This is a genomic window from Mycobacterium sp. 852002-51163_SCH5372311 (assembly GCF_001667115.1).
Classification (GTDB): domain Bacteria; phylum Actinomycetota; class Actinomycetes; order Mycobacteriales; family Mycobacteriaceae; genus Mycobacterium.
In genome coordinates this window covers 64,370-89,328 of sequence record NZ_LZIJ01000078.1, presented here as the reverse complement: position 1 = coordinate 89,328, position 24,959 = coordinate 64,370, and the positions used below count along the sequence as shown (strand labels likewise).

Genomic DNA, 24,959 nt, shown 5'->3' with positions numbered 1-24,959 from the left:
CCTGTCGTTGGGCGTCACTGGGAATTTCCCCTCGTCGGGGACTCTGCACTCACCGGGAAGCTTCGTTGCGCCCCAATACTTACCCGATACCCACCCTAGTGGGCGGTCACACACCGCCAGGTAAACGGTGGATTAGTAGTCCTGCGCGCGCGTCAATTCTCAGTAAGCTATTGACGGTGAAAGCCCTCCGGCGGTTTACGGTCCGTGCTCACCTACCCGAGCGGCTCGCTGCTCTCGAACAGTTGTCCACCAACCTGCGCTGGTCGTGGGACAAGCCGACGCAGGACCTGTTCGCGACGATCGACTCGAAGCTGTGGACCAAATGCGGCAACGACCCGGTGGCGCTGCTGGGCGCGGTCAAGCCGGTACGGCTCGACGAATTGGCGATCGACGAAGGCTTTTTCGAACGACTCGACTCGCTGTCCGCGGACTTGAACGATTACCTGACCCGTCCGTTGTGGTATCAGCAGCAGGCCGACGCCGGATCATCCCTGCCGACCGGTATCGCATACTTCTCGATGGAGTTCGGGGTAGCCGAGGTCTTGCCCAACTACTCTGGCGGACTTGGGATCCTGGCCGGCGATCACCTCAAGTCCGCGTCCGACCTAGGGGTTCCGCTGATCGCGGTGGGCCTCTACTACCGCTCCGGCTATTTCCGGCAGTCGCTGACCGCGGACGGTTGGCAACAGGAGACATATCCGGCGCTGGACCCGCAGGGGCTGCCGCTGCGGCTGCTCACCGACGCCGGCGGTAATCCGGTACTGGTCGAGCTGACGCTGCCGGACGACGCGCAGCTGCGCGCGCGGATCTGGGTTGCGCAGGTGGGCCGCGTGCCGCTGCTGCTGCTTGATTCGGACGTCCCGGAAAATGAGCATGACCTGCGTAGCGTCACCGATCGGCTGTATGGCGGCGATCAGGAACACCGCATGCTGCAAGAGATCCTGGCCGGCATCGGCGGGGTGCGGGCGATCCGGGCGTTCACCGCGCTGGAAGGGCTGCCCGCGCCCGAGGTATTCCATATGAACGAGGGTCACGCCGGATTCCTCGGAGCGGAGCGGATCCGCGAGCTGATGACCGGTTCGGGATTGGACTTCGACACCGCGCTGACGGTCGTGCGGTCCAGCACCGTGTTCACCACCCACACCCCGGTTCCGGCCGGCATCGACCGGTTCCCACTCGAGATGGTGGAGCGCTACTTCGACGACGGTGACGATGTCGCCACGTTGTTGCCGGGCGTGCCGGCGGACCGGATCATCGCGCTCGGATCCGAGGATGATCCGACCAAATTCAACATGGCCCACATGGGTCTGCGGCTGGCACAGCGCGCCAACGGTGTGTCGTTACTGCACGGCCGCGTCAGCCGGGTCATGTTCAGCGAGTTGTGGGCGGGATTCGATCCCGGCGAGGTACCGATCGGATCGATCACCAACGGCGTCCATGCCCGGACGTGGGCGGCCCCGCAGTGGTTGCAGCTGGGGCGCGAACTGGCGGGGTCAGACTCGTTTTCCGAGCCCGGCGTGTGGCTGCGGCTGCAACAGGTCGACCCCGCTCACCTGTGGTGGATCCGCTCGCAGCTGCGTGCGCTATTGGTCGACGACGTGCGGGTGCGGCTGCGCCAGTCTTGGCTGGAACGCGGGGCGTCGGAGGCCGAATTGGGCTGGATCGCAACCGCATTCGACCCGGGTGTGCTTACCGTCGGGTTCGCTCGGCGGGTGCCGACGTACAAGCGGCTGACGCTGATGCTGCGTGACCCGGATCGCCTGGAACGATTGCTGCTCAACGACGAAAGGCCGATCCAACTGATCGTGGCCGGGAAGTCGCACCCTGCCGACGACGGCGGCAAGGCGCTGATCCAGCAGATAGTGCGCTTTGCCGACCGGCCTCAGGTGCGTCATCGCATCGCCTTCCTGCCCAACTACGCCATGTCGATGGCCCGGCTGCTGTATTGGGGTTGCGACGTGTGGCTGAACAACCCGCTGCGGCCATTGGAAGCTTGCGGTACCTCGGGCATGAAAAGCGCGCTGAACGGCGGGCTTAACCTGTCCATTCGCGACGGCTGGTGGGACGAATGGTACGACGGCGAAAACGGTTGGGAGATACCGTCTGCCGATGGCGTGGCCGACGAGAGCCGGCGTGATGACCTGGAATCCAGCGCGCTCTACGACCTACTCGAACACGCCGTGGTGCCGAAGTTCTACGAACGCGACGACCAGGGGGTGCCGCCCCGGTGGATCGAGATGGTGCGGCACACACTGCAGACGCTAGGTCCAAAAGTGCTGGCGTCCCGCATGGTTCGCGACTATGTCGAGAACTACTACCTGCCGGCGGCTCAGTCTGTGCGCCGCACGATCAGCGGGCCGGATGGTGTCGAAAAAGGGGAAGCCGAGTTCGCGGCGGCCCGCGAGCTCGCTGCTTACCGCCGGCGGGTGGCGGAGGCATGGCCAAAGGTCAACATCACCGACGTCGACAGCACCGGCCTGCCCGACACTCCCTTGCTCGGGTCGAAGCTGACCCTGACGGCGACCGTGCAACTGGCCGGCCTGGCGCCCGACGAAGTGACTGTGCAGGCGGTGCTGGGCAGGGTCGACGCCAGTGACGTGCTGGTAGATCCGATCACCGTCGAAATGTCGTATGCCGGTACCGCCGAGGGGGGTAACCAGGTCTTCTCGACGACCACACCGTTGCCGATGGCCGGGGCCCTCGGGTACACCGTGCGGGTGCTGCCGCGTCATCCGATGCTCGCCGACAGCAACGAGCTCGGCCTGGTCAAGCTGGCCTGAGGCTCTGCCGGGCGATGCCTGGCGATGCCGGGCGAGCAGACGCAGAATCGCACGATTTAGCTCGCGATCGTGCGATTCTGCGTCTGCTCGCGGGTCTGGGCGCACAGCCGCTCGAGTGCCGCGCGCACCTGCGTGGCGTTGGTCGTTTGCCAGAACGGCGGCAGCGACGCTCGCAGGTAGTCCCCGTAGCGTGCGGTGACCATTCGCGAGTCGAGCACCGCGACTACACCGCGGTCGTCGACGCGGCGCAATAGTCGGCCGGATCCCTGCGCCAGCAGCAGCGCGGCGTGGCTGGCAGCGACGGCCATGAACCCATTTCCGCCACGCGCCGCCACTGCTCGCTGCCGGGCGCTCAACAGTGGATCGTCCGGGCGCGGGAATGGGATGCGATCGATCAGCACCAGCGACAACGACGGACCCGGCACGTCGACGCCCTGCCACAGCGACAGTGTGCCGAACAGTGACGTCGCCGGATCGGCGGTGAACTGCTCGACCAGCGCCGAGGTGCCGTCGTCGCCCTGACACAGCACCGGCGTCGACAGGCGCTCCCGCATGGCCTCGGCGGCGCCCCGCGCGGCTCGCATCGACGAGAACAATCCCAGCGTGCGCCCGCCGGCCGCGGAGATGAGTTCGGCGATTTCGGTGAGTTGCTCGGCCGACCCGGTGCCGTCGCGGCCCGGCGGCGGGAGATGGGCGGCGATGTAGAGGATTCCCGCCTTGGCGTGGTGGAAAGGCGAGCCGACGTCCAGGCCACGCCACGGTAACTGGTCGTCCGTCAGCCCCCACGCGGTCGCCATCGCGTCGAAGGAACCGCCCACCGTCAGCGTCGCCGACGTCAACACGGTCGTCGAACGGGCGAACACCTGATTACGCAGCAGGTCGGCCACCGCCAGCGGCGCCACCCGCAGCACGGCCCGTGGCGCACCCCGGTTGTCCTCCTGGTCCAGCCACACCACGTCGGTGCGATCGGGGATAGCGGGGGCGAACGACGTCAGGATCCGCGACGCGGTCTCGGAGATATCGCTCAGTGCCGCAACGGCTTCCGCGCGTGCCGAGGCCGCCTTCGCGTCGCCGGTGCTATCGATGGCCGACCTCGCCGCACTGGCCGCATCTCGCAGCGCGGTCAAATATGTCGCCAACTCTTCATCGAGGTAGTCGATGCGTCCCGGGGTTGCGTCATGGATCGCAGCGGCGAAATTGGCCGACGCCGCCTCCACTCGCTGCACCAGTTCCGGTCCGACCAAACGGGTGATTCGTCGCGATGTGGCACCCAGGGTCGCGGACGTCAGCTCCGCGGTGGCCACCGACGTCACCCGGTCTACCAGTTCGTGTGCTTCGTCGACCACCAGCAGCGCATGTTCGGGCAGCACCGCCGAATCCGAAACGGCGTCGATGGCCAGCAGCGCGTGGTTGGTGACGACGACGTCGACCCGCCCGGCGCGTTGACGCGCCCGTTCGGAAAAGCACTCAGAGCCAAACGGGCATCGGGCCACGCCAATGCATTCGCGCGCGGAAACGCTGACCTGCGACCAAGATCGTTCGCTCACACCGGGTTTGAGATCGTCGCGGTCACCGGACTCGGTGGTCGACGCCCACGCGGTGAGCCGCTGTACGTCGCGCCCCAACGCGGAGATCGCCACCGGGTCGAACAAATCCTCCTGCGGACCGTCTTCCGTATCCGCCGCACCGCCGTGAACCTTGTTCAGGCACAGGTAGTTTCGCCGCCCCTTGAGTAAGGCGAACTGTGGGCGGCGCGGCAGCGCGTCGGCCAGCGAATCGGCCAGCCGGGGCAGATCGCGATCCACCAGCTGGCGCTGCAGCGCGATCGTCGCCGTCGACACCACCACCGGCGTGCCGTCGTCGACGGCGCGGACGATCGCCGGAACCAGATACGCCAGCGACTTGCCGGTGCCGGTGCCGGCCTGCACGACCAGATGCTCGCCGGTCTCGAAGGCCTGGGCAACCGCAGCGGCCATCTGCTGCTGACCGCTCCGCTCGCTGCCACCGAGCGAGGCCACCGCAATGGCCAACAGCTCGGCCACGGACGGGGAGACGGACCCAGACACGTCGTCGACGGTAGTCCAGCTCGGTCTAATTGCTCGACTCTCCCCCGCAAGCGGGAGGTGCCCCCACCTCACGCCGCGCGGCGGCGTTCATCGTCGTCAAGCTAAACGCTGATCGTCGTCGTCGGAACAGCCGGCTCGCCGGGCCCTAATTTCAGCCCCTCCCACGGCAGGCTGTGCAGTCCCGACGCCACCAGCTCACGTGCCGCGGTCAGGTCATCGTCGGTCACCACTCGTCCGTCGCGCACCAGCGGTGTCGTCAACACCCGACAAGGCCCGCCGGTGGTGGGCGGACGCCCCGCCGGATACACGATCTCCTCGGTGACGGTCCCGGTCGGCCGGGACACCCGCAGCGCCTGCTTGCCGCCGCCACGGGATTCCTTGTGGCTGCTGCGCTTTTGCACGGGAATGCCGTCGACCTCGACCAGCTTGTAGACCATGTTCGCGGCCGGGGCGCCGGAGCCGGTGACCACCGACGTGCCGACGCCGTAGCTGTCCACCGGCGCTGCCTGTAGTGCCGCGATCGAGAACTCGTCGAGATCGCCGGACACCATGATGCGCGTCCCGGTGGCGCCCAGCCCGTCGAGCTGTTCACGTACCTGCCGGGCCAGCACGCCAAGTTCGCCGGAATCGATGCGGACCGCTCCGAGCGCTGGACCGGCCGCGGCAACGGCATTGGCGACGCCGGTGGTCACGTCATAGGTGTCCACCAGCAGCGTGGTGTCGTTGCCCAGCGCTTCGACCTGGGCGCGAAACGCACCGAGCTCGTCCGGGCCGTCGCCCGTGGTGTGCACCATGGTGAACGCATGCGCGGCGGTGCCTTCGGCGGGGATGCCGTATCGCCGCTGGGCCTCCAGGTTGGACGACGCGGTGAAACCGGCGATATACGCTGCCCGGGCCGCCGCGACGGCGGCGCGCTCGTGGGTTCGCCGGGATCCCATCTCGATCAGCGGGCGTTGGCCTGCGGCACTGACCATGCGGGCCGCCGCGGACGCGATCGCGGCGTCGTGATTGAAGATCGACAGCACCAGCGTTTCGAGCACCACGCACTCGGCGAAACTGCCGCGCACCGACAGTACGGGCGAGCCGGGGAAGTACAACTCGCCCTCGGCGTAGCCGTCGATATCGCCGCCGAACCGGAAGTCGTGCAAGTAGGCCACGGTGTCCGCGTCGAGGAATCGCGCCAGCAGCTCACACGCCGCGTCGTCGAACCTGAACTGCGGCAACGCTTCCAGCAGGCGGCCGGTCCCGGCGACCACCCCGTACCGGCGGCCCGCGGGCAGGCGGCGGGCGAACACTTCGAACGTGGTCCGGCGATGGGCAGTGCCGTCGCGCAGCGCTGCGGCCACCATCGTCAGCTCGTACTTGTCGGTCAGCAGGCCAGCCAAGGTCGGCTCGATCACCTCGCAACCGTATCGGCTGGCGTCGTGGCAGGCGGCGCCTCGGTATCCTGGGGGCCATGGTTGCTATGTCAGCGCCCACCAAACCGGGCACTACTGGGCAACGCGAGTCGGCACCGGTAGACGTCACGGACACTCCTTGGGTCACCATCGTGTGGGACGACCCGGTCAATCTGATGACCTATGTGACGTATGTGTTCCAGAAGTTGTTCGGCTACAGCGAGCCGCACGCCACCAAGCTGATGCTGCAGGTGCACAACGAAGGCAAGGCTGTGGTGTCTGCGGGTAGTCGGGAGTCCATGGAGGTCGACGTGTCCAAGCTGCATGCCGCTGGTTTGTGGGCGACGATGCAGCAGGACCGGTGAGCTTCGACGGCATCCGGGATTCCTTGTGCGCAAATGGAAGCGCGTCGAGACCGTCGACGGTCCCCGTTTTCGGTCCGCCCTGGCCGCACACGAAGCGGCGCTGCTCAAGAACCTCGTCACCGCCATGATCGAGCTGCTCGATCAGCGTGAATCGTCTTCGCCGACAGACGAACTGCAGGAGATCACCGGCATCAAGACCGGGAATGCGGAGCCCCCGCCGGACCCGATGCTGCGCCGGCTGCTGCCGGATTTCCACAAACCGGACGGCGGCGACCCGGTTGAACCCGCTACCGCCGATACCTCCGAAAGCCTTAACGCCGCGTTGCGCAGTTTGCACGAGCCAGAGATCATCGACGCCAAACGTGTTGCGGCACAACAGTTACTAGACACAGTTCCAGACGATGGCGGCCGGCTGGAGCTGACCGAGGAAGACGCGAACGCCTGGATCGCGGCGGTGAACGACGTGCGGCTGACGCTGGGCGTCTTGCTCGACATCGGACCGGAAGGGCCCGAGCGTCTGCCGGCCGACCATCCGTTGGCCGCACATCTGGACGTCTACCAGTGGCTGACCGTCTTGCAGGAATACCTGGTCCTGGCGCTGATGGGGCCGCGATGAATTCCATCACCGACGTCGGAGGTATCCGGGTCGGTCACTACCAGCAGCTCGACCCAGATGCGACGCTTGGCGCGGGCTGGGCCTGCGGCGCCACCGTCGTGCTGACACCGCCGGGCACCGTCGGCGCCGTCGATTGCCGGGGCGGTGCGCCGGGGACCCGGGAAACCGATCTGCTGGACCCGGCCAACACGGTGCGCTTCGTCGACGCGGTGCTGCTTGCGGGCGGCAGTGCCTACGGACTGGCGGCGGCCGACGGCGTCATGCGTTGGCTCGAAGAACATCAGCGCGGTGTGGCGATGGGTGGGGGCTCCGGTGGGGGTGTCGTGCCCATCGTGCCGGGTGCGGTGATCTTCGACCTGCCGGTCGGCGGGTGGGCCTGTCGTCCGACGGCCGAGTTCGGTTACGCCGCCGCGCAGGCAGCCGGTGAGAATTTTGCCGTCGGGACCGTTGGTGCAGGGGTGGGCGCGCGAGCCGGTGTGCTCAAGGGCGGCGTGGGGACGGCTTCGATGACGCTGGGCTCGGGTGTGACCGTCGGCGCAATCGTGGTCGCGAATGCCGCGGGTGACGTCGCCGATCGGTCCACCGGCCTGCCCTGGATGGCAGACCTGGCCGACGAGTTCGGGCTGACGGCGCCGCCGGCCGCGCAGATCGCTGCCTTCGCTGAACTGCCTTCCCCGTTGAGCAGCCTCAACACCACCATCGCGGTGGTTGCCACGGACGCCGCACTGAGCCCGGCTGCATGCCGGCGCGTCGCGATCGCCGCCCATGACGGCTTGGCCAGGACCATCCGGCCGGCGCACACCCCGCTGGACGGCGACACCGTGTTCGCGCTGGCGACGGGCGCGGTGGAGGTGCCGCCGGCTGCGGACACTCCCGCCGCGCTGTCTCCGGAGACCGGGCTGGTCACCGCGGTAGGCGCCGCCGCGGCCGACTGTCTGGCCCACGCGGTGCTGGCCAGCGTGCTGGCGGCGGAGTCGGTGGCCGGAATACCGACTTACCGCGGTGTGTTACCCGGAGCATTTGGAACCTCGAAATGACTACAGCCGGGAAGGGGCCGTCAGGTGCTCGTGGTTCGCGCTGACCTGGTCGACGCGATGATCGCGCACGCGCGCCGTGACCACCCGGACGAGGCGTGCGGGGTATTGGCCGGCCCGGAGGGCTCCGACCGGCCCGAGCGCCACATTCCGATGCTCAATGCCGAGCGTTCGCCGACGTTCTACCGGTTCGACTCCGGCGAGCAGTTCCAGGTGTGGAAGGCGCTGGAAGATGCGGGAGACTCGCCCGTGGTCATCTATCACTCGCATACCGCGACCGAGGCCTACCCCAGCCGTACCGACATCGACCTGGCCGCCGAACCGGACGCGCACTACGTGCTGGTGTCCACCCGAGACCCGGACCGCCACGAGCTGCGCAGCTATCGCATCGTCGACGGCGCGGTCACCGAAGAAGCCGTCGATGTCGTCGAGCAGTACTAGAAAGGCCGACATGACCGTCACCGTGTCCATCCCGACGATCCTGCGACCCCATACCGGTGGCGAGAAGCGCGTCTCGGCCAGCGGCGACACGCTGGGCGCGATCATCAGCGACCTGGAGGCCAACTACTCCGGCATTTCCGAGCGCCTGCTCGATGACGGCAAGCTGCACCGCTTCGTGAACATCTACGTCAACGACGAGGACGTGCGATTCTCCGGCGGCCTGGACACCGCCGTCGCCGACGGCGACTCGGTCACCATCCTGCCTGCCGTCGCGGGCGGATAGCGGAGCGCATGACACGATACGACTCGCTGTTGGCCGCCCTGGGCAACACGCCATTGGTCGGGCTGCAGAAGCTGTCCCCATGCTGGGCCGACGACCCGCATGTGCGGTTGTGGGCCAAGCTGGAAGACCGCAACCCGACCGGGTCGATCAAAGACCGGCCGGCGTTGCGCATGATCGAGCAGGCCGAGCGGGACGGACTGCTGACACCGGGCACCACGATACTCGAGCCCACCAGCGGCAACACCGGCATTTCGCTGGCGATGGCAGCGCGGCTGAAGGGTTATCGGCTGATCTGCGTGATGCCGGAGAACACCTCGGTGGAGAGGCGTCAGCTGCTCGAGCTGTACGGCGCGCGGATCGTCTTCTCACCGGCAGAGGGCGGGTCCAACACCGCGGTGGCCAAGGCCAAAGAACTCGCCGCCGCGAATCCGTCGTGGGTGATGCTGTATCAATACGGCAACCCGGCCAACCCCGATTCGCACTACGGCGGCACCGGCCCCGAACTGCTCGCCGACCTGCCCGAGATCACCCACTTCGTCGCCGGATTAGGCACGACGGGCACGCTGATGGGCGCCGGCCGGTACCTGCGTGAGCGGGTTCCCGACGTCGCGATCGTGGCCGCCGAACCCCGCTACGGCGAAGGTGTCTACGCCCTGCGCAACATCGACGAGGGATTTGTGCCCGAGCTGTACGACCCGGAGGTTTTGAGCACCCGGTATTCGGTTGGCGCGACCGACGCGGTGCGCCGCACCCGCGAGCTGGTGGACGCCGAAGGCATCTTCGCGGGGATCTCGACCGGCGCGGTGCTGCATGCCGCCCTGGGAGTGGCAGCAAACGCGGTTACGGCCGGCGCGCGTGCCGACATCGCCTTCGTCGTCGCCGATGCTGGTTGGAAGTACCTCTCGACCGGTGCGTACACCGGTAGCCTGGATGACGCCGAGAACGCTCTGGAAGGGCAGCTATGGGCATAACGCGCCGGGACCGTCTGCCCGCAACACAGCAGCAGAAGCGTCCGCAATGGGTGGTCGGTGGAGCCACCGTCGTCACCTTCGTGGCGCTGCTGTATCTCGTCGAGTTGATCGACAATCTGATGCATCACTCGCTGGACGTCAACGGCATCAGGCCCGGAACAACAGACGGCCTGTGGGGCATCATCTTCGCGCCGCTGCTGCACGCCAACTGGGCGCATCTGATGGCTAACACGGTCCCCATGCTGGTCCTCGGTTTTCTGATGACACTGGCCGGATTGTCCCGGTTCGTCTGGGCCACTGCGATCGTGTGGATCCTCGGGGGTTTCGGGACCTGGCTCATCGGCAACGTGGGCAGCAGCTGTGGTCCCACCGATCACATCGGGGCGTCCGGCCTGATCTTCGGTTGGCTGGCTTTCCTGCTGGTGTTCGGGCTGTTCGTACGCAAGTTGTCACACATCGTCGTCGGTCTGGTGGTGCTGGTTGCCTACGGCGGGGTTCTGCTCGGCGCGATGCCCGTGCTCGGGCAGTGCGGTGGTGTGTCCTGGCAGGGCCACCTGTGTGGAGCGATCGCCGGCGTTGTGGCGGCGTATCTGTTGTCGGCTCCGGAGCGCAAGGCTCGCGAAGTGAAGAAGGCCGGTCGTTCCAGGACATGAACTCAGCATTGGCGCCCGTCGGAATCTTCGACTCCGGCGTGGGGGGACTGACGGTCGCCCGGGCGATCATCGACCAACTGCCCGACGAGGACATCGTCTACGTCGGCGACACCGGCAACGGTCCCTACGGTCCGCTGTCCATACCCGAGATCCGCGCGCACGCGCTGGCCATCGGCGACGATCTGGTGAGCCGCGGGGTCAAGGTGCTGGTGATCGCGTGCAATTCGGCGTCGGCGGCCTGCCTGCGCGACGCTCGTGAACGCTACGACGTGCCCGTCGTCGAGGTGATCCTGCCCGCGGTGCGCCGCGCCGTCGCCGCCACCCGCAACGGGCGCATCGGCGTGATAGGCACCCGTGCGACCATCACCTCGCACGCATACCAGGACGCGTTCGCCGCCGCCCGCGACACCGAGATCACCGCGGTGGCGTGCCCGCGGTTCGTCGACTTCGTCGAGCGCGGCGTGACCAGTGGCCGGCAGGTGCTCGGTCTGGCCGAGGGGTACCTGGAGCCGCTGCAACGTGCCGGAGTCGACACTCTGGTGCTGGGTTGCACGCACTACCCGCTGCTGTCCGGGCTGATTCAACTCGCCATGGGTGAGAACGTCACGCTTGTCTCCAGCGCCGAGGAGACCGCCAAGGAAGTTCTGCGGGTGCTCACCGAGCGGGACCTTCTGCGTCCGCATGACGCGCCTGCCGCCGCCCGGGTGTTCGAGGCCACCGGCGACCCCGACGCGTTTACCAAGCTGGCGGCGCGATTCTTGGGTCCCGCCGTGACGGGAGTGCAACCTGTTCATCGCTCACGCATCAGCTGAGCCTCAGCGAAGAGATTCTGACCACCGAATGGGCAAGCTTTTCTCCATCCCGGTATCGGGCATGGCACAGTAGTGTCCGTGCGAATAACCGTGCTGGGCTGCTCGGGTAGCGTTGTCGGTCCGGATTCGCCTGCGTCGGGCTATCTGGTTAGGGCACCGGACACTCCGCCCTTTGTCCTCGACTTCGGCGGGGGTGTGCTCGGCGCGCTGCAGCGGTACATAGATCCCGGTTCGGTGCACGTGCTGTTGTCCCACCTGCACGCCGACCACTGCCTGGATATGCCGGGTCTGTTCGTGTGGCGTCGCTACCACCCGTCCAAGCCGGCCGGCAAGGCGCTGTTGTACGGCCCGAGCGACACCTGGTCGCGGCTGGGGGCGGCGTCGTCACCCTACGGCGGGGAGATCGACGATTGCTCGGACATCTTCGAGATTCACCACTGGGTGGACGGCGAAGCGGTGACGCTGGGCGCGCTGACCGTCATGCCGCGGGTGGTGGCTCACCCGACCGAGTCGTACGGATTGCGGATCACCGATCCCAGCGGTGCCTCGCTGGTCTACAGCGGCGACACCGGCGCCTGCCAGCAGATCGTCGAATTAGCGCGTGGCGCAGACGTTTTCCTTTGTGAAGCCTCCTGGACGCATGCGCCGAGCGAGCGGCCGCCCGCGCTGCATCTGTCGGGTACCGAAGCGGGCCGGGCCGCGGCGGAGGCAGGTGTCGGCGAGCTGCTGTTGACGCACATCCCGCCGTGGACTTCGCGCGAGGACGTGATCAGCGAGGCCAAGGCCGAATTCGATGGTCCGGTGCATGCGGTGGTGTGCGGCGAGACTTTTGACGTCCCTCGTATTTGAACGAGGCGTCACGTAACTTCGCCGCGCGACGTGACACCATCGGGTAAATGAGCAGCACACCCCACGAGGCTCTGCGCCTGCGCGACCTCAAGATGCTGCGCCGAGTCCGCGACCGGATGGACCGGGACTACGCGCAACCGCTGAATGTCGAGGCGCTGGCGCGGGGCGTGAACATGTCGGCAGGGCACCTCAGTCGGCAATTCAAACTGGCCTACGGCGAGTCGCCTTACTCATACCTGATGACCCGACGGATCGAGCGTGCGATGGCGTTGTTGCGTCGCGGCGATCTGTCCGTCACCGAAGTATGTTTCGCCGTCGGTTGTTCATCGCTGGGGACCTTCAGCACCCGATTCACCGAGTTGGTCGGCGTGCCGCCCAGCACGTATCGAGAACAGACAGCCGGCGTTGCGGCGGGGCTGCCGGCTTGCGTGGAGAAGCAGGTGACCCGACCGATCAGGAATCGAGAAGCGTTGGGCGGCAAGCTGCACTTAGCGTGATGCCATGGACATCACCATTCACTCGAGCTTCCTCCCGCACGAAGACCCGGAAGAGTCCCTGACGTTCTACCGCGACGTCTTGGGCTTTGAGGTCCGGCTCGACGTCGGGCAAGGCAAGATGCGCTGGGTCACGATTGGCCCTCCCGATCAGCCCGACACCTCCATCGTTCTGTACCCTCCCACTGCCACCCCCGGTATCACCGACGACGAGCGCCGCACCATCGCCGAGATGATGGCCAAGGGCACCTTCGGGACGCTCCTCCTGGCGACCAAAGATCTCGATGGGACCTTCGAGCAACTGCAGGCCGGATCGGCTGACGTGGTTCAGGAACCGACCGAGCAGCCGTACGGCGTTCGTGACTGTGCACTGCGCGATCCCGCCGGCAACATGGTTCGGATCCAGGAGTTGCGCTGATTTACCGTATGCGACTGTCCCTTCTGCCTTCGTCACTCATCGTCGGCGAGCTAGGGTTGTCGTCGTGTCCAAACGAGAAGACGGGCGGCTTGACGACGAACTTCGTCCCGTGGCCATCACCCGTGGCTTCACCGACCATCCGGCGGGTTCAGTACTGATCGAGTTTGGCCACACCAAGGTCATGTGCACCGCCAGCGTCACCGAGGGCGTGCCGCGCTGGCGCAAGGGCTCGGGGTTGGGGTGGCTAACCGCGGAGTATGCGATGTTGCCGTCGGCCACGCACACCCGCTCTGACCGGGAATCAGTGAAAGGCCGGGTCAGCGGGCGAACCCAGGAGATCAGCCGACTGGTCGGGCGATCGTTGCGGGCGTGCATCGACCTGGCGGCGCTGGGGGAGAACACCATCGCCGTCGACTGCGACGTGCTGCAGGCTGACGGTGGCACCCGCACCGCGGCGATTACCGGCGCCTACGTGGCATTGGCCGACGCGGTGACCTACCTTTCGGCGTTCGGCAAGCTCTCGGATCCCAGGCCGCTGTCGTGCGCCATCGCGGCAGTCAGCGTCGGTGTGGTCGACGGCCGGATTCGCGTCGACCTGCCCTACGAGGAGGACGCGCGCGCCGAGGTCGACATGAACGTCGTCGCCACCGACACCGGGACCTTGGTGGAGGTCCAGGGGACTGGTGAAGGCGCGACGTTTCCGCGGTCGACTTTGGACAAGATGCTCGACATGGCGCTGGGCGCCTGCGACAAGCTGTTCGCCGCACAGCGCGAGGCGCTGGAGCAGCCTTACCCGGGCGTGCTCCCGGAGGGACCGCCACCGCCGAAGGCGTTCGGGACCTGACCCGGCTACTGGTCGCCAGCCGCAACGTCAAGAAACTGGCCGAGTTGCGGCGGGTGCTCGACGGCGCGGGATTGGTGGGGTTGACGCTGGTATCGCTGCGCGACGTGCCGCCGTTCGACGAGGCGCCGGAAACGGGTGCCACCTTCGAGGACAACGCGCTGGCCAAGGCACGTGATGCATTTGCCGCGACGGGTTTGGCGACGGTGGCCGACGACTCCGGTTTGGAGGTGGCCGCTTTGAACGGCATGCCGGGCGTGCTGTCGGCGCGCTGGTCGGGTCGTCACGGTGACGACTCTGGCAACACTTCACTGCTGTTGGCGCAGTTGCGCGATGTGCCCGACGCGCGTCGCGGTGCGGCGTTTGTCTCGGCCTGCGCGCTGGTGTGGGCGTCCGGCGAAGTAGTTGTGCGCGGAGAGTGGCCGGGCACGATTGCCCGGCAGGCTCGCGGTGACGGCGGGTTCGGTTATGACCCGGTGTTCATCCCGGACGGATACGACTGCACGGCGGCGCAGCTGACTCCGTCGGAGAAGGACGCTATCTCGCATCGGGGTCGGGCACTGGCGCAGTTGGTGCCGGCGCTGCGGGCGTTGGCCGGCTCTTCCGGGCCGTAATCACATCCGTCACACTGGCCCCTGGCAGAGGTGGATGTCGGTTTGTCCGGCTACGCGCGACAGCTATGCCGTAGCCAAAACCGTTGTCTCCCAACTGAAGTTATCGCTCCGAGTCGTGTTGCCGTCGGTGGGAGCCGTCAGGAACTTACAGTCCGAAGCGCGCCTTGACGTTCCGGGTTTGGAAGTGCTCGACGATGATGCCCAGCAGCGGGATGGTGCCGGCCAGCAGCACGCCGATCGTCTTGCCAATCGGCCATCGGACCTTGATCGCAAGGTTGAAGGCGGCGAGTACATAGGCGAAATACACCCAGCCGTGGACGATCTCGATCCACCGGATCTCGTGGTGGAAGACCAGGTGCGAGACGATCTCGTAGCACAGCGCGATCAGCCAGATACCCGTCGTCCACGCCATGATCCGGTAGCCGAGCAGCGCAGTGCGGATCTTTTCGGCGGGGAAAGCGGAAGCCTGCGCATCGGGTGTCTCGGGTGTGGTCATGCGGTGGTCCTGTTCTGTTTGTCGGCGTCGTGTTTGGCGAGCTCGGCCAAGTAGGCGTTGTATTCCCGGAGTGCGGGATCGTCGATCGGCTGCTGCGTCGGTTTTGGACGTTCGGGTAGCAGGCCGGCGGGTATCTCGGTTATCGCATCATGCTTCCGCGGCTCCGGAACTACCTCTTCGTAGCGCACAAACTTGCGGTAAGCGTAGACGCAGAACCACGCGAACAGGGGCCACTGCAGCGCGTAACCCAGGTTCTGGAAGGTGCCTCCGGCCGATTGGAACCGGGTCCACTGCCACCAGCCCAGGGCCAGGCAGCCGCAGGCCGCGACGATCACCAGAATGATCAGCGCGGGGCGGCGACGGCGTTTCGGGTGAGCCTCAGTGGACACCCCACGACGGTACCGCCTGGGGGAGTTAGGCCGGTGAGGCGAGCGGTACGATCGGCAACGCTGGCGGGCGTGATGAAATTGGCAAACATGATGGCTTTAGGTGCCATTGCTCGTAAGAGCTTGAGGGTTCGAGTCCCTCCGCCCGCACCGATGCCACCGAGACCGCGGTCAGGGTCGCGCGTTAAGCAGCCTCAGCTCGCCGCGCGCGGGGCTCAGCCGCCGGGGGAGCACCCCAAGAGGGCAGGGTAGCCACATACGCTTCCAGGTCCGCGGACGTGAACTTCATCCTCCGCCCGTCTTTTACCGCCGTGATCTTCCCGTAGCGCGTCAACTCTTTGAGATGCCCTGTCGACATGCCCAGCGCTGTTGCTGCCTGCTGCTTGGTGTACAGGAACTGCTTGAGCCCTTTTTCAGCTGCTGCAGCCCGGGCCTTTGCGGCGGCCCTCGACTCGGCCGCCTTTACCGCGAACACGATCCCCGCGAGAATGAGAATCGAAACGACAAATACAACGACGAGAAACAAGGCTGCCGTATCCATGGCGTCACCCCCAGAAACCGTGCGCGGGAAATTACTTCAACCGGGTGCTGAAATTGCCCGCACAATAGCGCATCGCACAGCACCGTATCAGGCCGGAATCGTGCCCACCACGCGACGCGCCGAGGGGTGTCGGTTATGAGGTACCGGGTGCCCAGATTTCTGCAGACGAGCCTGCGGCTATGGCGAGATTTCGCCCACAGAAATGAACGTCATATGTGAAGTGGCATAAGCGATCCGCGCAATCCAAATCATCGCTTACTCAGCTAGAGGCAGGCGTAAGCCCCAGCATCAGGGAGCTGAAGTGGGTCGAACCTGCACTCGCGCCGTAGCGGGGCGCAGGTGTGTCGAAAGGTCGTGCGGTGCAATTGGTCGAGGCCAGCGCGCTCGAATGCTTACGGGCGCCGACGAATTCCGCGTGCTCGATTCCGCATAACCACAAGAAATCTCGCGATCTCAAACAGCATGGGTGCAATGATGACAGTCACAAACAGACGCAACCGGTACCCACGCGGTCGTCGCCGCAACATCTGCGTAACGGTTGAGCGACAATTTCAGCTCCAGTTAGTCCGGGCGATGTCATCACATCAGGCCGACTCAATGACGTCTGAAGGCGTAGGGCTCAAAATGCGGCCCGAGACGTCGACCAACTACCGCCCGCACCGATGTAATGACGCGACCTCTGCTGACGAAGTACTTTCAACAGCAAATGACTGTTTGCTGCAGAAGAGGGAAAAGCATGCCGAGGATCGCGCTGAGAACCGCCGCACTCGCGCCGTTGTTCATCGCGGCGGCCTTCGCCGTCCCGCCATTGGCAGGTGCGACGCCGTCGGGACCCTGCGAAAGAAGCTCAGTGGGCACGGTCGTCCCGGATGCCGCGGGCTATTCGTTGTGTACCGGAGCAGGCTGGGTTCACGTCGACGCGCCACTGAAGCCGCATGGGGAATGCGCCCGCTTGGCGACTATCGGCCCCCGTGACGACGGAACTTATACGATTTGCACGAACCAGGGCTGGGTCGACGTGAACCGGCCGCTGTGTGGTGACTTCCCGGCGGGATTCAACTGCGACGCCAAGCAGTAAGCGGTTGCCGTATGCCTTACAGTTGACCAGTCAGTCGGACCTGGTTGTCCGATTTATTGAGGCTGGGAGGCTACGTTGTCCACGACGATGGCAATCCCCCGACACCCCACCGATGTCACGCCTGGGTGGCTGTCGGCGGCACTCGGGGTCGACGTGTCGGAGGTCGACGTCGTCGCCATCGGTACCGGGCAGACCGGGGCGACGTACCGCGTGTCAGCCAGATATGCCGGGTACCCGGGTGAGCTGCCGCAGACCTTCGTGATCAAGCTGCCGGCTCAGGACGACACGGTGCGCGACCGCGTCGTGATCGGGTATCGCAGCGAATGCGCGTTCTACAGCACAGCGGCGGACCGCGTCCAGGTGCCGACGCCGCAGTGCTATTACTGCCAGATCAGCGAGGACGCATCCGAATTCGCACTGCTGCTGGCCGACCAGGCGCCCGCCGTACAGGGAGATCAGATCGCGGGCTGCGGCGAGCAGGAGGCGCGGCTGGCCGTGACGGCATTGGCCGGGTTGCACGGTCCCAGCTGGTGCGACCCCTTCTGGCTGGACCTGCCAGGTCTCGCGTTTCCCCGCCCGGACGAGGCTGCGGCCGGCGGTCTCGGGGAGGTGGCGAAGATGAGCGCCGATATCACGCTGGAGAAGCTCGGCGATCGAATGAGCGCGGAAGACCGCGAGACTTTCGCTACAGCAATGGGTTTGGTGACGCCATGGCTGCTTGCCGCGCCGGACAGGTTCGCCTTGCTGCATGGTGACTATCGTCTGGACAACCTGCTGTTCGACCCCGAACGCACCCGCGTCGCCGTGGTGGACTGGCAGACGCTTGGTACCGGCCTGCCTGCGCGGGACCTGGCCTACTTCACCGCGACCAGCCTGAACTCGAAACTGCGCCTGACGATCGAAGAAGACCTCGTCGATGCCTATCATCAAGCGCTGATCGGCTACGGCGTTACCGGATACGATCGTGAAACTTGTTGGCGCGATTACCGACTCGGAATGCCGCAGACCGTCCTCATCTCGGCGCTGGGGTTCGCCTTCGCCGCCGCCACCGAGCGTGGTGACGACATGGTGCTGACCATGCTGAGCCGAGGCTGTCAGGCGATCCGCGATCTGGGCACGCTGGAGCTGATCGGCTGAGGTTAAACGTGGCGGGCCGCTTCGTGCACCAACTGCATGCGCGAGGTCAGACCTAGTTTTGCGTAAACGTGGGTGAGATGGGTCTGCACGGTGCGCGGGGAGATGAACAGCCGACCGCCAATGTCTTTGTTGCTGAGTCCCTCGCTGACCAGGTGGACGACGTCGAGTTCGGTGGGCGTCAACGAGTCCCAGCCGGTGGGCGGCCGTTTGCGTTCACCGCGGCCACGTTGCGCGTAGGCGATTGCCTCGTCGGTGGACAGGGCCACGCCCGCGTTCCATGCAGTCTCAAATTCAAGTTCTCCCAATGTATTACGAACACTGGCGACTGAATCCTCATAGTCGGCGTCGTAGACCTTGAATCGGACTACGCCAGTGCTCTCGCGAACTGACTGCGCGGCTCCGAATAACCGTGCCGCCTCCAAGTGGTTCCCTGCGTCACCGGCCAGACCGCCGAGAATCTCCAGTAGGTCCGGGACAAAGAGGTGCGCCCCGATCTCGGCAGCGCGTGTCAGCGCTTCATGCGCGTCGCGTTCTGCTTGCCCGATCTCGTTCTGCGCCAGAGCCACTCGCGACCGGGTCAGCTGAGCCTGGACCGTGAACCAGCCCGTCGCGGCGGCCACGTCCTCATCCGCGAGGCGACGTGCTGACGTCAGATCACCACGGGCGAGGGCGACTTGCGCCGCGGGCTTGGTCGAGGTGGTGGACAGCATGCGCCCGATGTCGGCCAACCGTTCGCGCACCGTCTCGCTGGCATTGAAGGCCGCGTCGACGTCGCCACCTGCCAGCTCCGCGAAAGCCAACGCCGCATACACCGTGCCTTCCATGTATTGGCCGATTTCAGCGGCACCGCCGAGCGCCTCGAGGGCAAGCATGCGTCCCGCGTCTGCCTGCCCGCTGTGGGCCAGCACCAGGCACAGGGTGTTTCGTGTGCTCACGTGCCAGATCAGAGAATGAGCGGCGTCCACTTCAGTCATCAATTCACGATGCAGGGTCTCGGCTCTGGCGAGGTCCCCGAATACCCACTGCACTAGATTCAGACACCACCGACATCCCCACTCGAACAACCGGTCACCGATCTGCTCGGCGAGGTCGCGGCCCTGCGTTCCAGCCGCCACTGTGGTGTCGAAGTCGCCGGCGGCGACCGTGGCTGAGTATGCCTGGCAGTAGAGAACCTGGCTCAGCCGCCACCGGTCGCCTGACAACCGGGCCAAGTCGGCTGCTTCCGATAGGTAGGGTCGGGCCAGTTCGGCGTTCCAGGCGGCGGCCCGGCCGCAGGCAGTGAGAGTCCGCGCCAGCAGTGCGGGATCGTCCAGTTCGCGGGCAATGGCCAACGAACGTTGCGCTCGCGGCAAGCTTTCCGGTGAGCGCATATTGTCCACGAATGCCTTGTCGGCCAATGCCTGCGCCAGCGCTGCCGGCGTCACATACGCGCCTCCGCTTTCGGCGTCGGCCAGAGCGAGGTCGAGCCAGTCCGATCCTTCCTTGAGGAGGCCTCGCGTCAGCCACAGCCGCAGCGAAGCGGCGAGCCGCAATGCATTGTCGGTGTCGTGGTTTTCTCGGCTCCACGCAAAGGCAGCACGCAGATTGTCGATTTCGGTCTCTGCCTGATCGAGCAGACGCTCCATGTCGCGGGTCGCCGGCGTTTCCAGTGCTGCTGCCATCGCGGTGTAGTAGTCACGGTGCCGGTTCCGCAGGGCCGCGGCCTCAGGTGACTCACCGAGTTTCTCCTGCGCATACTGTCGAATCGTCTCCAGCAGACGGTATCGTGTTGAGCCGCCGGTTGTTTCAGCTACGACCAACGATTTGTCGACGAGCAGGGCAAGTAGGTCCAGCACCTGGTGGCGCGCTAAGTCCTCGTCGCAGACCACCGTTTGGCAGGCTTTCAGATCGAATCCGCCGGCGAACACGGCAAGTCGCCGAAACAGCACACGCTCGGGTTCCGTCAGCAACGCATGCGACCAGTCCACCGAAGCTTGCAGTGTCTGCTGACGGCGCACCGCGGTCCGTGACCCACCGGTCAACAATCGGAACCGGTCCTGCAGGCCCGCGAGAATCTCCTGCGGCGACAACGCCCGCACCCGCGCCGCCGCCAGCTCGATGGCCAGCGGCATCCCGTCGAGACGCCGGCAGATCTCGTCTACCGCGGCCGCGTTGTCATCGTCGATGGTGAAGCCGGGCCGGGCGTGACCGGCACGGTCTCCGAACAGACGCACCGCGTCGCCGGCCAGCGACAGCGACGGCACCCGCCATGTAACCTCGCCCGCCACTCCAATCGGTTCGCGGCTGGTCGCCAGCAGCGTCAACCGGGGACAGCCGCCCAACAGCGCTGCGGTCATCTCGGCGCTGGCGTCCAGCAGATGCTCGCAGTTGTCCAGCACCACCAGCATCTGCCGCGCGCCGACGAATTGCAGCAAGGCCTTCTCGGGAGAGCGTCCCGGCTGATCCGGCAGACCGAGCGACCGGGCCATGGTCACCGCGACCAGCTCGGGATCGACGATCGGAGCCAGATCGACGTACCACGCTCCGTCCGAGTACTTTTCGGCGACCGCTGCCGCGACCTGCACCGCCAGGCGGGTCTTGCCCACGCCGCCCGCTCCGGTCAGCGTCACCAGCCGGTGGTCAGCTAGCAGATCGCGCACCTCCGCCTTCTCCGCGTCGCGGCCCACGAAGCTGGTGAGCTGCGCCGGAAGATGTTGGGCGGCAGACGCTTCCGGGTTTACGTGCAGCCGCAGGGGCGGGAAATCGTTGCACAGATCCGAATGGCACAGCTGCACAACGCGTTCCGGGCGGGGCAGATCCCGCAGGCGATGGGTGCCGAGGTCGGTCAGCCATGCTTCATCGGGCAGCGTGTCCGCGACCAGATCGCTGGTAGTGCCGGAAAGAACCGTCTGGCTGCCGTGGGCGAGCTCGCGTAGGCGTGCGGTTCGATTGATCGCCGGTCCAATGTAGTTGTTTTCATCGCGCAACTGAACTTCACCGGTGTGCAGCCCAATCCGCAAGCGCAACGGCGCCAACGGCGCTCGCTGCAACGCAAGAGCACACGCCACCGCGTCGGAGGCCCGGCTGAACGCGATGACGAAGCTGTCGCCTTCACCCTGCTCGACCGGCCGGACGCCATGGTGCGCGCTGACCAACTCCACCAACGATCGATCCAGGGTCGCGATCGCCGCGGTCATCTCCGCGGGCTGCGAGTTCCACAGCTGCGTCGAACCTTGAACGTCGGCCAACAGCAACGTCACGGTCCCGGTTGGCAGGGGCTCGTTCATCGCCGCGTCGCTCCAGTCCAAGGCCCGTCGGTCGACTTCGTTCATGTTAGCCAGCATGCGGCGCTTACACGCCGCAAAACATCGGCGCTTGCGCGTATATCTCACCTTTGCGCCGCTTTGATCAGGTTCGAGCCGATGATCAGACGCTGTATCTCGCTGGTGCCCTCGTACAGCCGCAGCAGGCGAACGTCGCGATAGATGCGCTCGACGGGAACCCCGCGCATGTATCCGCTTCCGCCGTGGATCTGCACCGCGAGGTCTGCCACCTTGCCGGCCATCTCGGTGCAGAACAGCTTGGCCGCCGACGGCGCGATTCGGCGATCTTCGCCGCTGACCCACTTCCGCGCGACGTCGCGGACCAGCGCGCGCCCGGCCAATACGCCGGTTTGCTGGTCAGCGAGCATGGCCTGCACCAGCTGGAAGCTCCCGATCGGCGCTCCGCCCTGGGTCGCGGTGGCGGCATAGGACACCGACTCGTCGAGCGCGCGCTGGGCGGCGCCCACCGCGATCGCGGCGATGTGGATCCGGCCGCGCGCCAACGCCGTCATCGCCGCTCGGTAACCGATGTCTTCGCTGCCTCCGACGAGCGCGTCGTCGCCCACCCGGACGTCGTCGAAGCTGACGTCGGCGGTCCAGGCGCCCTCCTGGCCCATCTTGGCGTCCTTGGCGGCTACCGCGACGCCCGCGGCGTCCGCAGGCACCAGGAAGACCGCGATGCCGGGGCCTTTGTCGTCGGCGGGCCGGGTGCGGGCGAAGACCACGAACAAGCCGGCGACGGGCGCGTTGGTGATAAAGCGCTTCTGCCCGGAGATAAGCCAATCATGGTCGTCGCGAATGGCTTTGGTGCGCAAGCCGGCTGGGTTCGACCCGGCGCCGGGCTCGGTCAGCGCGAAGGACGCGACGACGTCGCCGGATGCGATGCGTTCCAGCCACCGACCCTTCTGCTCGTCGGTGCCGAACCCGACGAGAACCTGACCGGCGATGCCGTTGTTGGTGCCGAACATCGATCGCAGCGCCAGCGAGGTGTAACCCAGCTCCATCGCGAGCTCGACGTCCTGCATGAGGTTCAGGCCGAGGCCGCCCCACTGCTGTGGAATTGCGTAGCCGAACAAGCCCATCTGCTTGGCGTGGTCGCGCAGGTCGTCGGGCACCTGGTCGTCGGCCAGAATCTCCTGCTCGCGCGGGACTACGACGTCTCGGACGAAGTGACGGGTTTGGGCGAGGATCTGCTGGAAGTCTTCATCAGTGATTTCGGGGCCTGTTTCGGCAGTGGTCATTTTGCGGAGCTTCCTCTTCGGCAGGCGGTTGCCGCCACGGATCCTATATGAAATATGATCTTCGATTTGACGGTGCTGTCGCGAGGAAGGGTACGTATCCAGATGTCCCAGAAATCACTGTTGAGCGGTCAGACTGCGGTGGTCACCGGTGGGGCGCAAGGACTGGGCTATGCCATCGCAGAACGGTTTATTGCCGAAGGCGCGCGCGTGGTGCTCGGAGACGTGAATCTCGAGGCGACCGAGATCGCCGCCAAGCAATTGGGCGGTGCCGAAGTCGCGGTCGCTGTGCGTTGCGATGTCACCAAAGCCGACGAGGTCGATGCTCTGATCAAGACTGCGATCGAGCGTTTCGGCGGCCTGGACATCATGGTCAACAACGCCGGGATCACCCGCGACGCGACGATGCGCAAGATGACCGAAGAGCAGTTCGACCAGGTCATCGACGTGCACCTGAAGGGGACGTGGAACGGCACCCGGCTGGCCGCCGCGATCATGCGAGAACAGAAGCGCGGCGCGATCGTGAACATGTCTTCGGTGTCGGGCAAGGTCGGCATGGTCGGTCAGACCAACTATTCGGCGGCCAAAGCTGGAATTGTCGGCATGACAAAAGCCGCCGCCAAGGAGCTTGCCTACCTGGGTGTGCGGGTTAATGCGATTGCGCCCGGTCTGATCCGTTCTGCGATGACAGAAGCCATGCCGCAACGCATTTGGGACTCCAAAGTGGCCGAGGTGCCGATGGGCCGGGCGGGTGAGCCCAGCGAGGTGGCCAGTGTCGCTTTATTTTTGGCGTCGGACCTGTCTTCTTACATGACCGGCACCGTCATGGATGTCACCGGTGGTCGTCACATATAAGCGCGAGCAGACGCAAAAGCACCCAATTCCGCCCGAATTGGGGTGCTTTTGCGTCTGCTCGCCCATAAACAGGAGCCCCTATGCGTGAAGCCGTGATATGTGAACCCGTGCGCACACCGATCGGCCGGTACGGCGGAATGCTCAAGTCGCAGAGCGCCGTCGACCTCGGTGTCGCCGCTCTGCGTGGCCTCCTGGAACGGACCGGCCTGGCACCGGATGCGGTGCAGGACGTGATTCTCGGGCACTGCTATCCGAGCAGTGAGGCACCGGCGATCGGACGCGTGGTCGCGCTGGATGCAGGTCTGCCGGTGACGGTACCCGGTATGCAGGTGGACCGCCGCTGCGGATCGGGTCTGCAGTCGGTGATCCAAGCGTGTCTGCAGGTGGGCAACGGCGACAACCACCTGGTGATCGCCGGCGGTTGCGAAAGCATGAGCAATGTCGCGTTCTACTCGACCGACATGCGTTGGGGCGGTGCTCGTTCCGGCGTCCGCATACACGACGGGCTGGCGCGGGGACGGACCACGGCCGGCGGTCGCAATTACCCGGTGCCGGGCGGCATGCTGGAGACGGCCGAGAACTTGCGCCGCCAGTACGGCATTTCACGACAGGAGCAAGACGAGCTCGCAGTCCGCTCGCACCAGCGTGCGGTGGCCGCCCAAAAGGACGGCATCCTGGCACAGGAGATTGTTCCGGTGGCGGTGCGTACCAAGCATGGTGAGGAACTCGTCGACACCGACGAGCATCCACGCGCAGACACGTCAGTGGAGTCGCTAAGCAAGCTCAAACCAGTTCTGCTGGAACAGGATCCGGAAGCGACAGTGACCGCCGGCAACGCCAGCGGGCAGAACGACGCGGCGTCGATGTGCGTGGTGACCACACCGGAGAAGGCCGACGAATACGGGTTGACGCCGCTGGTCCGGCTGGTGTCCTGGGGATCGGCGGGCGTGGCACCCGACATCATGGGCATCGGCCCGGTGCCCGCCACCGAGGTTGCGCTTGCCAAGGCCGGACTGCAACTGAGCGACATCGACCTCATCGAACTCAACGAAGCCTTTGCCGCTCAAGCGCTTGCGGTGATGCGGGAATGGAAATTCGGCGCTGCCGACCACGACCGGACCAACGTCCACGGCTCGGGGATATCGCTGGGTCATCCGGTGGGCGCGACGGGCGGCAGAATGCTGGCGACGTTGGCCCGCGAACTCGATCGCCGCCAGGCGCGGTACGGGTTGGAAACGATGTGCATCGGCGGCGGGCAAGGTCTCGCCGCGGTTTTCGAACGGGTCGCATAG

Annotated in this window: 25 protein-coding genes and 1 tRNA gene; 19 read left to right on the top strand and 7 right to left on the bottom strand. The window is 65.9% G+C overall.

Annotation, left to right across the window (positions count from 1 at the left end; all coding sequences use genetic code 11):
- Positions 1-176 precede the first annotated feature (176 nt).
- Positions 177-2,780: an alpha-glucan family phosphorylase gene (gene glgP / locus A5791_RS09590; RefSeq protein ID WP_067234522.1), complete on the top strand. Its 2,604-nt coding sequence runs from the start codon at positions 177-179 to the stop codon at positions 2,778-2,780.
- Positions 2,781-2,836: 56 nt separating this feature from the next.
- Here the strand turns inward: glgP and A5791_RS09585 are convergent, their stop codons facing one another.
- Both A5791_RS09585 and A5791_RS09580 read right to left on the bottom strand, forming a co-directional pair.
- Positions 2,837-4,846, bottom strand: coding sequence for an ATP-dependent DNA helicase (locus A5791_RS09585; protein WP_369828039.1), 2,010 nt, complete (start codon positions 4,844-4,846; stop codon positions 2,837-2,839).
- Positions 4,847-4,947: 101 nt separating this feature from the next.
- Entirely contained in the window at positions 4,948-6,246 is a 1,299-nt protein-coding gene (locus A5791_RS09580; protein ID WP_067234516.1) for a nicotinate phosphoribosyltransferase, read from the bottom strand.
- A 56-nt stretch (positions 6,247-6,302) separates the two neighbouring features.
- Here A5791_RS09580 and clpS point away from each other — a divergent pair, with 56 nt between their 5' ends.
- The 13 genes from clpS (at position 6,303) to rdgB (ending at position 14,634) form a co-directional block, all read left to right on the top strand.
- Positions 6,303-6,608 (top strand): ATP-dependent Clp protease adapter ClpS, encoded by a 306-nt coding sequence (gene clpS / locus A5791_RS09575; RefSeq protein WP_067234513.1) that lies wholly within the window; start codon positions 6,303-6,305, stop codon positions 6,606-6,608.
- Positions 6,609-6,633: 25 nt separating this feature from the next.
- Positions 6,634-7,224 (top strand): DUF2017 domain-containing protein, encoded by a 591-nt coding sequence (locus tag A5791_RS09570; protein WP_067234510.1) that lies wholly within the window; start codon positions 6,634-6,636, stop codon positions 7,222-7,224.
- Positions 7,221-8,261 carry a P1 family peptidase gene (locus tag A5791_RS09565; protein ID WP_067234506.1) on the top strand — a complete coding sequence of 347 codons (1,041 nt, stop codon included), beginning with the start codon at positions 7,221-7,223 and terminating at the stop codon, positions 8,259-8,261. Before A5791_RS09570 ends, A5791_RS09565 begins: the two co-directional genes overlap by 4 nt.
- 24 nt (positions 8,262-8,285) lie before the next feature.
- On the top strand, positions 8,286-8,699 hold the full coding sequence (locus A5791_RS09560) for a Mov34/MPN/PAD-1 family protein (RefSeq protein WP_082966840.1): 414 nt from the start codon (positions 8,286-8,288) through the stop codon (positions 8,697-8,699).
- A gap of 10 nt (positions 8,700-8,709) precedes the next feature.
- Positions 8,710-8,982, top strand: a complete 273-nt coding sequence (locus A5791_RS09555; protein ID WP_067234502.1) for a MoaD/ThiS family protein — start codon at positions 8,710-8,712, stop codon at positions 8,980-8,982.
- 8 nt (positions 8,983-8,990) lie between these two features.
- Complete coding sequence (locus A5791_RS09550) at positions 8,991-9,953, top strand: PLP-dependent cysteine synthase family protein (RefSeq protein WP_067234498.1); 963 nt, start codon at positions 8,991-8,993, stop codon at positions 9,951-9,953.
- Positions 9,944-10,606: a rhomboid family intramembrane serine protease gene (locus tag A5791_RS09545; protein WP_067234494.1), complete on the top strand. Its 663-nt coding sequence runs from the start codon at positions 9,944-9,946 to the stop codon at positions 10,604-10,606. Before A5791_RS09550 ends, A5791_RS09545 begins: the two co-directional genes overlap by 10 nt.
- A complete protein-coding gene (gene murI, locus A5791_RS09540; RefSeq protein WP_067234490.1) occupies positions 10,603-11,418 on the top strand; it encodes a glutamate racemase in 816 nt (271 codons plus the stop codon). Before A5791_RS09545 ends, murI begins: the two co-directional genes overlap by 4 nt.
- Positions 11,419-11,490: 72 nt before the next feature.
- Positions 11,491-12,267, top strand: coding sequence for a cyclic nucleotide-degrading phosphodiesterase (locus A5791_RS09535; protein ID WP_067234486.1), 777 nt, complete (start codon positions 11,491-11,493; stop codon positions 12,265-12,267).
- 47 nt (positions 12,268-12,314) lie between these two features.
- Positions 12,315-12,764, top strand: coding sequence for a helix-turn-helix transcriptional regulator (locus A5791_RS09530; protein WP_067234483.1), 450 nt, complete (start codon positions 12,315-12,317; stop codon positions 12,762-12,764).
- Between the two features lie 4 nt (positions 12,765-12,768).
- Positions 12,769-13,179, top strand: coding sequence for a VOC family protein (locus A5791_RS09525; protein WP_067234479.1), 411 nt, complete (start codon positions 12,769-12,771; stop codon positions 13,177-13,179).
- A 64-nt stretch (positions 13,180-13,243) separates the two neighbouring features.
- Complete coding sequence (gene rph / locus A5791_RS09520; protein WP_067234474.1) at positions 13,244-14,023, top strand: ribonuclease PH; 780 nt, start codon at positions 13,244-13,246, stop codon at positions 14,021-14,023.
- Positions 14,020-14,634, top strand: coding sequence for an RdgB/HAM1 family non-canonical purine NTP pyrophosphatase (gene rdgB / locus A5791_RS09515; RefSeq protein ID WP_067234470.1), 615 nt, complete (start codon positions 14,020-14,022; stop codon positions 14,632-14,634). Before rph ends, rdgB begins: the two co-directional genes overlap by 4 nt.
- 145 nt (positions 14,635-14,779) lie before the next feature.
- On the opposite strand, the gene A5791_RS09510 is transcribed toward rdgB, so the two are convergent.
- Positions 14,780-15,130, bottom strand: a complete 351-nt coding sequence (locus tag A5791_RS09510; protein WP_067234467.1) for a DUF3817 domain-containing protein — start codon at positions 15,128-15,130, stop codon at positions 14,780-14,782.
- A complete protein-coding gene (locus A5791_RS09505) occupies positions 15,127-15,519 on the bottom strand; it encodes a hypothetical protein (protein WP_067234463.1) in 393 nt (130 codons plus the stop codon). The genes A5791_RS09510 and A5791_RS09505 overlap by 4 nt, the downstream gene beginning before the upstream one ends.
- 63 nt (positions 15,520-15,582) lie before the next feature.
- Here A5791_RS09505 and A5791_RS09500 point away from each other — a divergent pair.
- Positions 15,583-15,666 (top strand) — tRNA-Leu (locus tag A5791_RS09500).
- A 34-nt stretch (positions 15,667-15,700) separates the two neighbouring features.
- On the opposite strand, the gene A5791_RS09495 is transcribed toward A5791_RS09500, so the two are convergent.
- Positions 15,701-16,057 carry a helix-turn-helix domain-containing protein gene (locus tag A5791_RS09495; RefSeq protein ID WP_067234459.1) on the bottom strand — a complete coding sequence of 119 codons (357 nt, stop codon included), beginning with the start codon at positions 16,055-16,057 and terminating at the stop codon, positions 15,701-15,703.
- A gap of 736 nt (positions 16,058-16,793) precedes the next feature.
- On the opposite strand from A5791_RS09495, the gene A5791_RS09490 reads away from it, so the two are divergent.
- Entirely contained in the window at positions 16,794-17,135 is a 342-nt protein-coding gene (locus A5791_RS09490) for a hypothetical protein (RefSeq protein ID WP_067234455.1), read from the top strand.
- Positions 17,136-17,222: 87 nt separating this feature from the next.
- Positions 17,223-18,272, top strand: a complete 1,050-nt coding sequence (locus A5791_RS09485) for a phosphotransferase family protein (RefSeq protein WP_067234452.1) — start codon at positions 17,223-17,225, stop codon at positions 18,270-18,272.
- A 2-nt stretch (positions 18,273-18,274) separates the two neighbouring features.
- Here A5791_RS09485 and A5791_RS09480 read toward each other — a convergent pair whose 3' ends face one another.
- Complete coding sequence (locus A5791_RS09480; RefSeq protein ID WP_197504641.1) at positions 18,275-21,595, bottom strand: LuxR C-terminal-related transcriptional regulator; 3,321 nt, start codon at positions 21,593-21,595, stop codon at positions 18,275-18,277.
- Between the two features lie 44 nt (positions 21,596-21,639).
- Positions 21,640-22,815 carry an acyl-CoA dehydrogenase family protein gene (locus A5791_RS09475; RefSeq protein ID WP_067234447.1) on the bottom strand — a complete coding sequence of 392 codons (1,176 nt, stop codon included), beginning with the start codon at positions 22,813-22,815 and terminating at the stop codon, positions 21,640-21,642.
- Positions 22,816-22,917: 102 nt separating this feature from the next.
- On the opposite strand from A5791_RS09475, the gene fabG reads away from it, so the two are divergent.
- Both fabG and A5791_RS09465 read left to right on the top strand, forming a co-directional pair.
- A complete protein-coding gene (fabG, locus tag A5791_RS09470) occupies positions 22,918-23,667 on the top strand; it encodes a 3-oxoacyl-ACP reductase FabG (RefSeq protein ID WP_067234761.1) in 750 nt (249 codons plus the stop codon).
- Between the two features lie 80 nt (positions 23,668-23,747).
- Positions 23,748-24,959 (top strand): acetyl-CoA C-acetyltransferase, encoded by a 1,212-nt coding sequence (locus A5791_RS09465; RefSeq protein ID WP_067234443.1) that lies wholly within the window; start codon positions 23,748-23,750, stop codon positions 24,957-24,959.

Coding starts and splice junctions, on each gene's coding strand:
- clpS (WP_067234513.1), top strand. CDS start 6,303: ATGGTTGCTATGTCAGCGCCCACCAAACCGGGCACTACTGGGCAACGC.
- A5791_RS09565 (WP_067234506.1), top strand. CDS start 7,221: ATGAATTCCATCACCGACGTCGGAGGTATCCGGGTCGGTCACTACCAG.
- A5791_RS09555 (WP_067234502.1), top strand. CDS start 8,710: ATGACCGTCACCGTGTCCATCCCGACGATCCTGCGACCCCATACCGGT.
- A5791_RS09550 (WP_067234498.1), top strand. CDS start 8,991: ATGACACGATACGACTCGCTGTTGGCCGCCCTGGGCAACACGCCATTG.
- A5791_RS09545 (WP_067234494.1), top strand. CDS start 9,944: ATGGGCATAACGCGCCGGGACCGTCTGCCCGCAACACAGCAGCAGAAG.
- murI (WP_067234490.1), top strand. CDS start 10,603: ATGAACTCAGCATTGGCGCCCGTCGGAATCTTCGACTCCGGCGTGGGG.
- A5791_RS09530 (WP_067234483.1), top strand. CDS start 12,315: ATGAGCAGCACACCCCACGAGGCTCTGCGCCTGCGCGACCTCAAGATG.
- A5791_RS09525 (WP_067234479.1), top strand. CDS start 12,769: ATGGACATCACCATTCACTCGAGCTTCCTCCCGCACGAAGACCCGGAA.
- A5791_RS09510 (WP_067234467.1), bottom strand. CDS start 15,130: ATGACCACACCCGAGACACCCGATGCGCAGGCTTCCGCTTTCCCCGCC.
- A5791_RS09495 (WP_067234459.1), bottom strand. CDS start 16,057: ATGGATACGGCAGCCTTGTTTCTCGTCGTTGTATTTGTCGTTTCGATT.
- A5791_RS09490 (WP_067234455.1), top strand. CDS start 16,794: ATGCCGAGGATCGCGCTGAGAACCGCCGCACTCGCGCCGTTGTTCATC.
- A5791_RS09485 (WP_067234452.1), top strand. CDS start 17,223: ATGGCAATCCCCCGACACCCCACCGATGTCACGCCTGGGTGGCTGTCG.
- A5791_RS09480 (WP_197504641.1), bottom strand. CDS start 21,595: ATGCTGGCTAACATGAACGAAGTCGACCGACGGGCCTTGGACTGGAGC.
- A5791_RS09475 (WP_067234447.1), bottom strand. CDS start 22,815: ATGACCACTGCCGAAACAGGCCCCGAAATCACTGATGAAGACTTCCAG.
- fabG (WP_067234761.1), top strand. CDS start 22,918: ATGTCCCAGAAATCACTGTTGAGCGGTCAGACTGCGGTGGTCACCGGT.
- A5791_RS09465 (WP_067234443.1), top strand. CDS start 23,748: ATGCGTGAAGCCGTGATATGTGAACCCGTGCGCACACCGATCGGCCGG.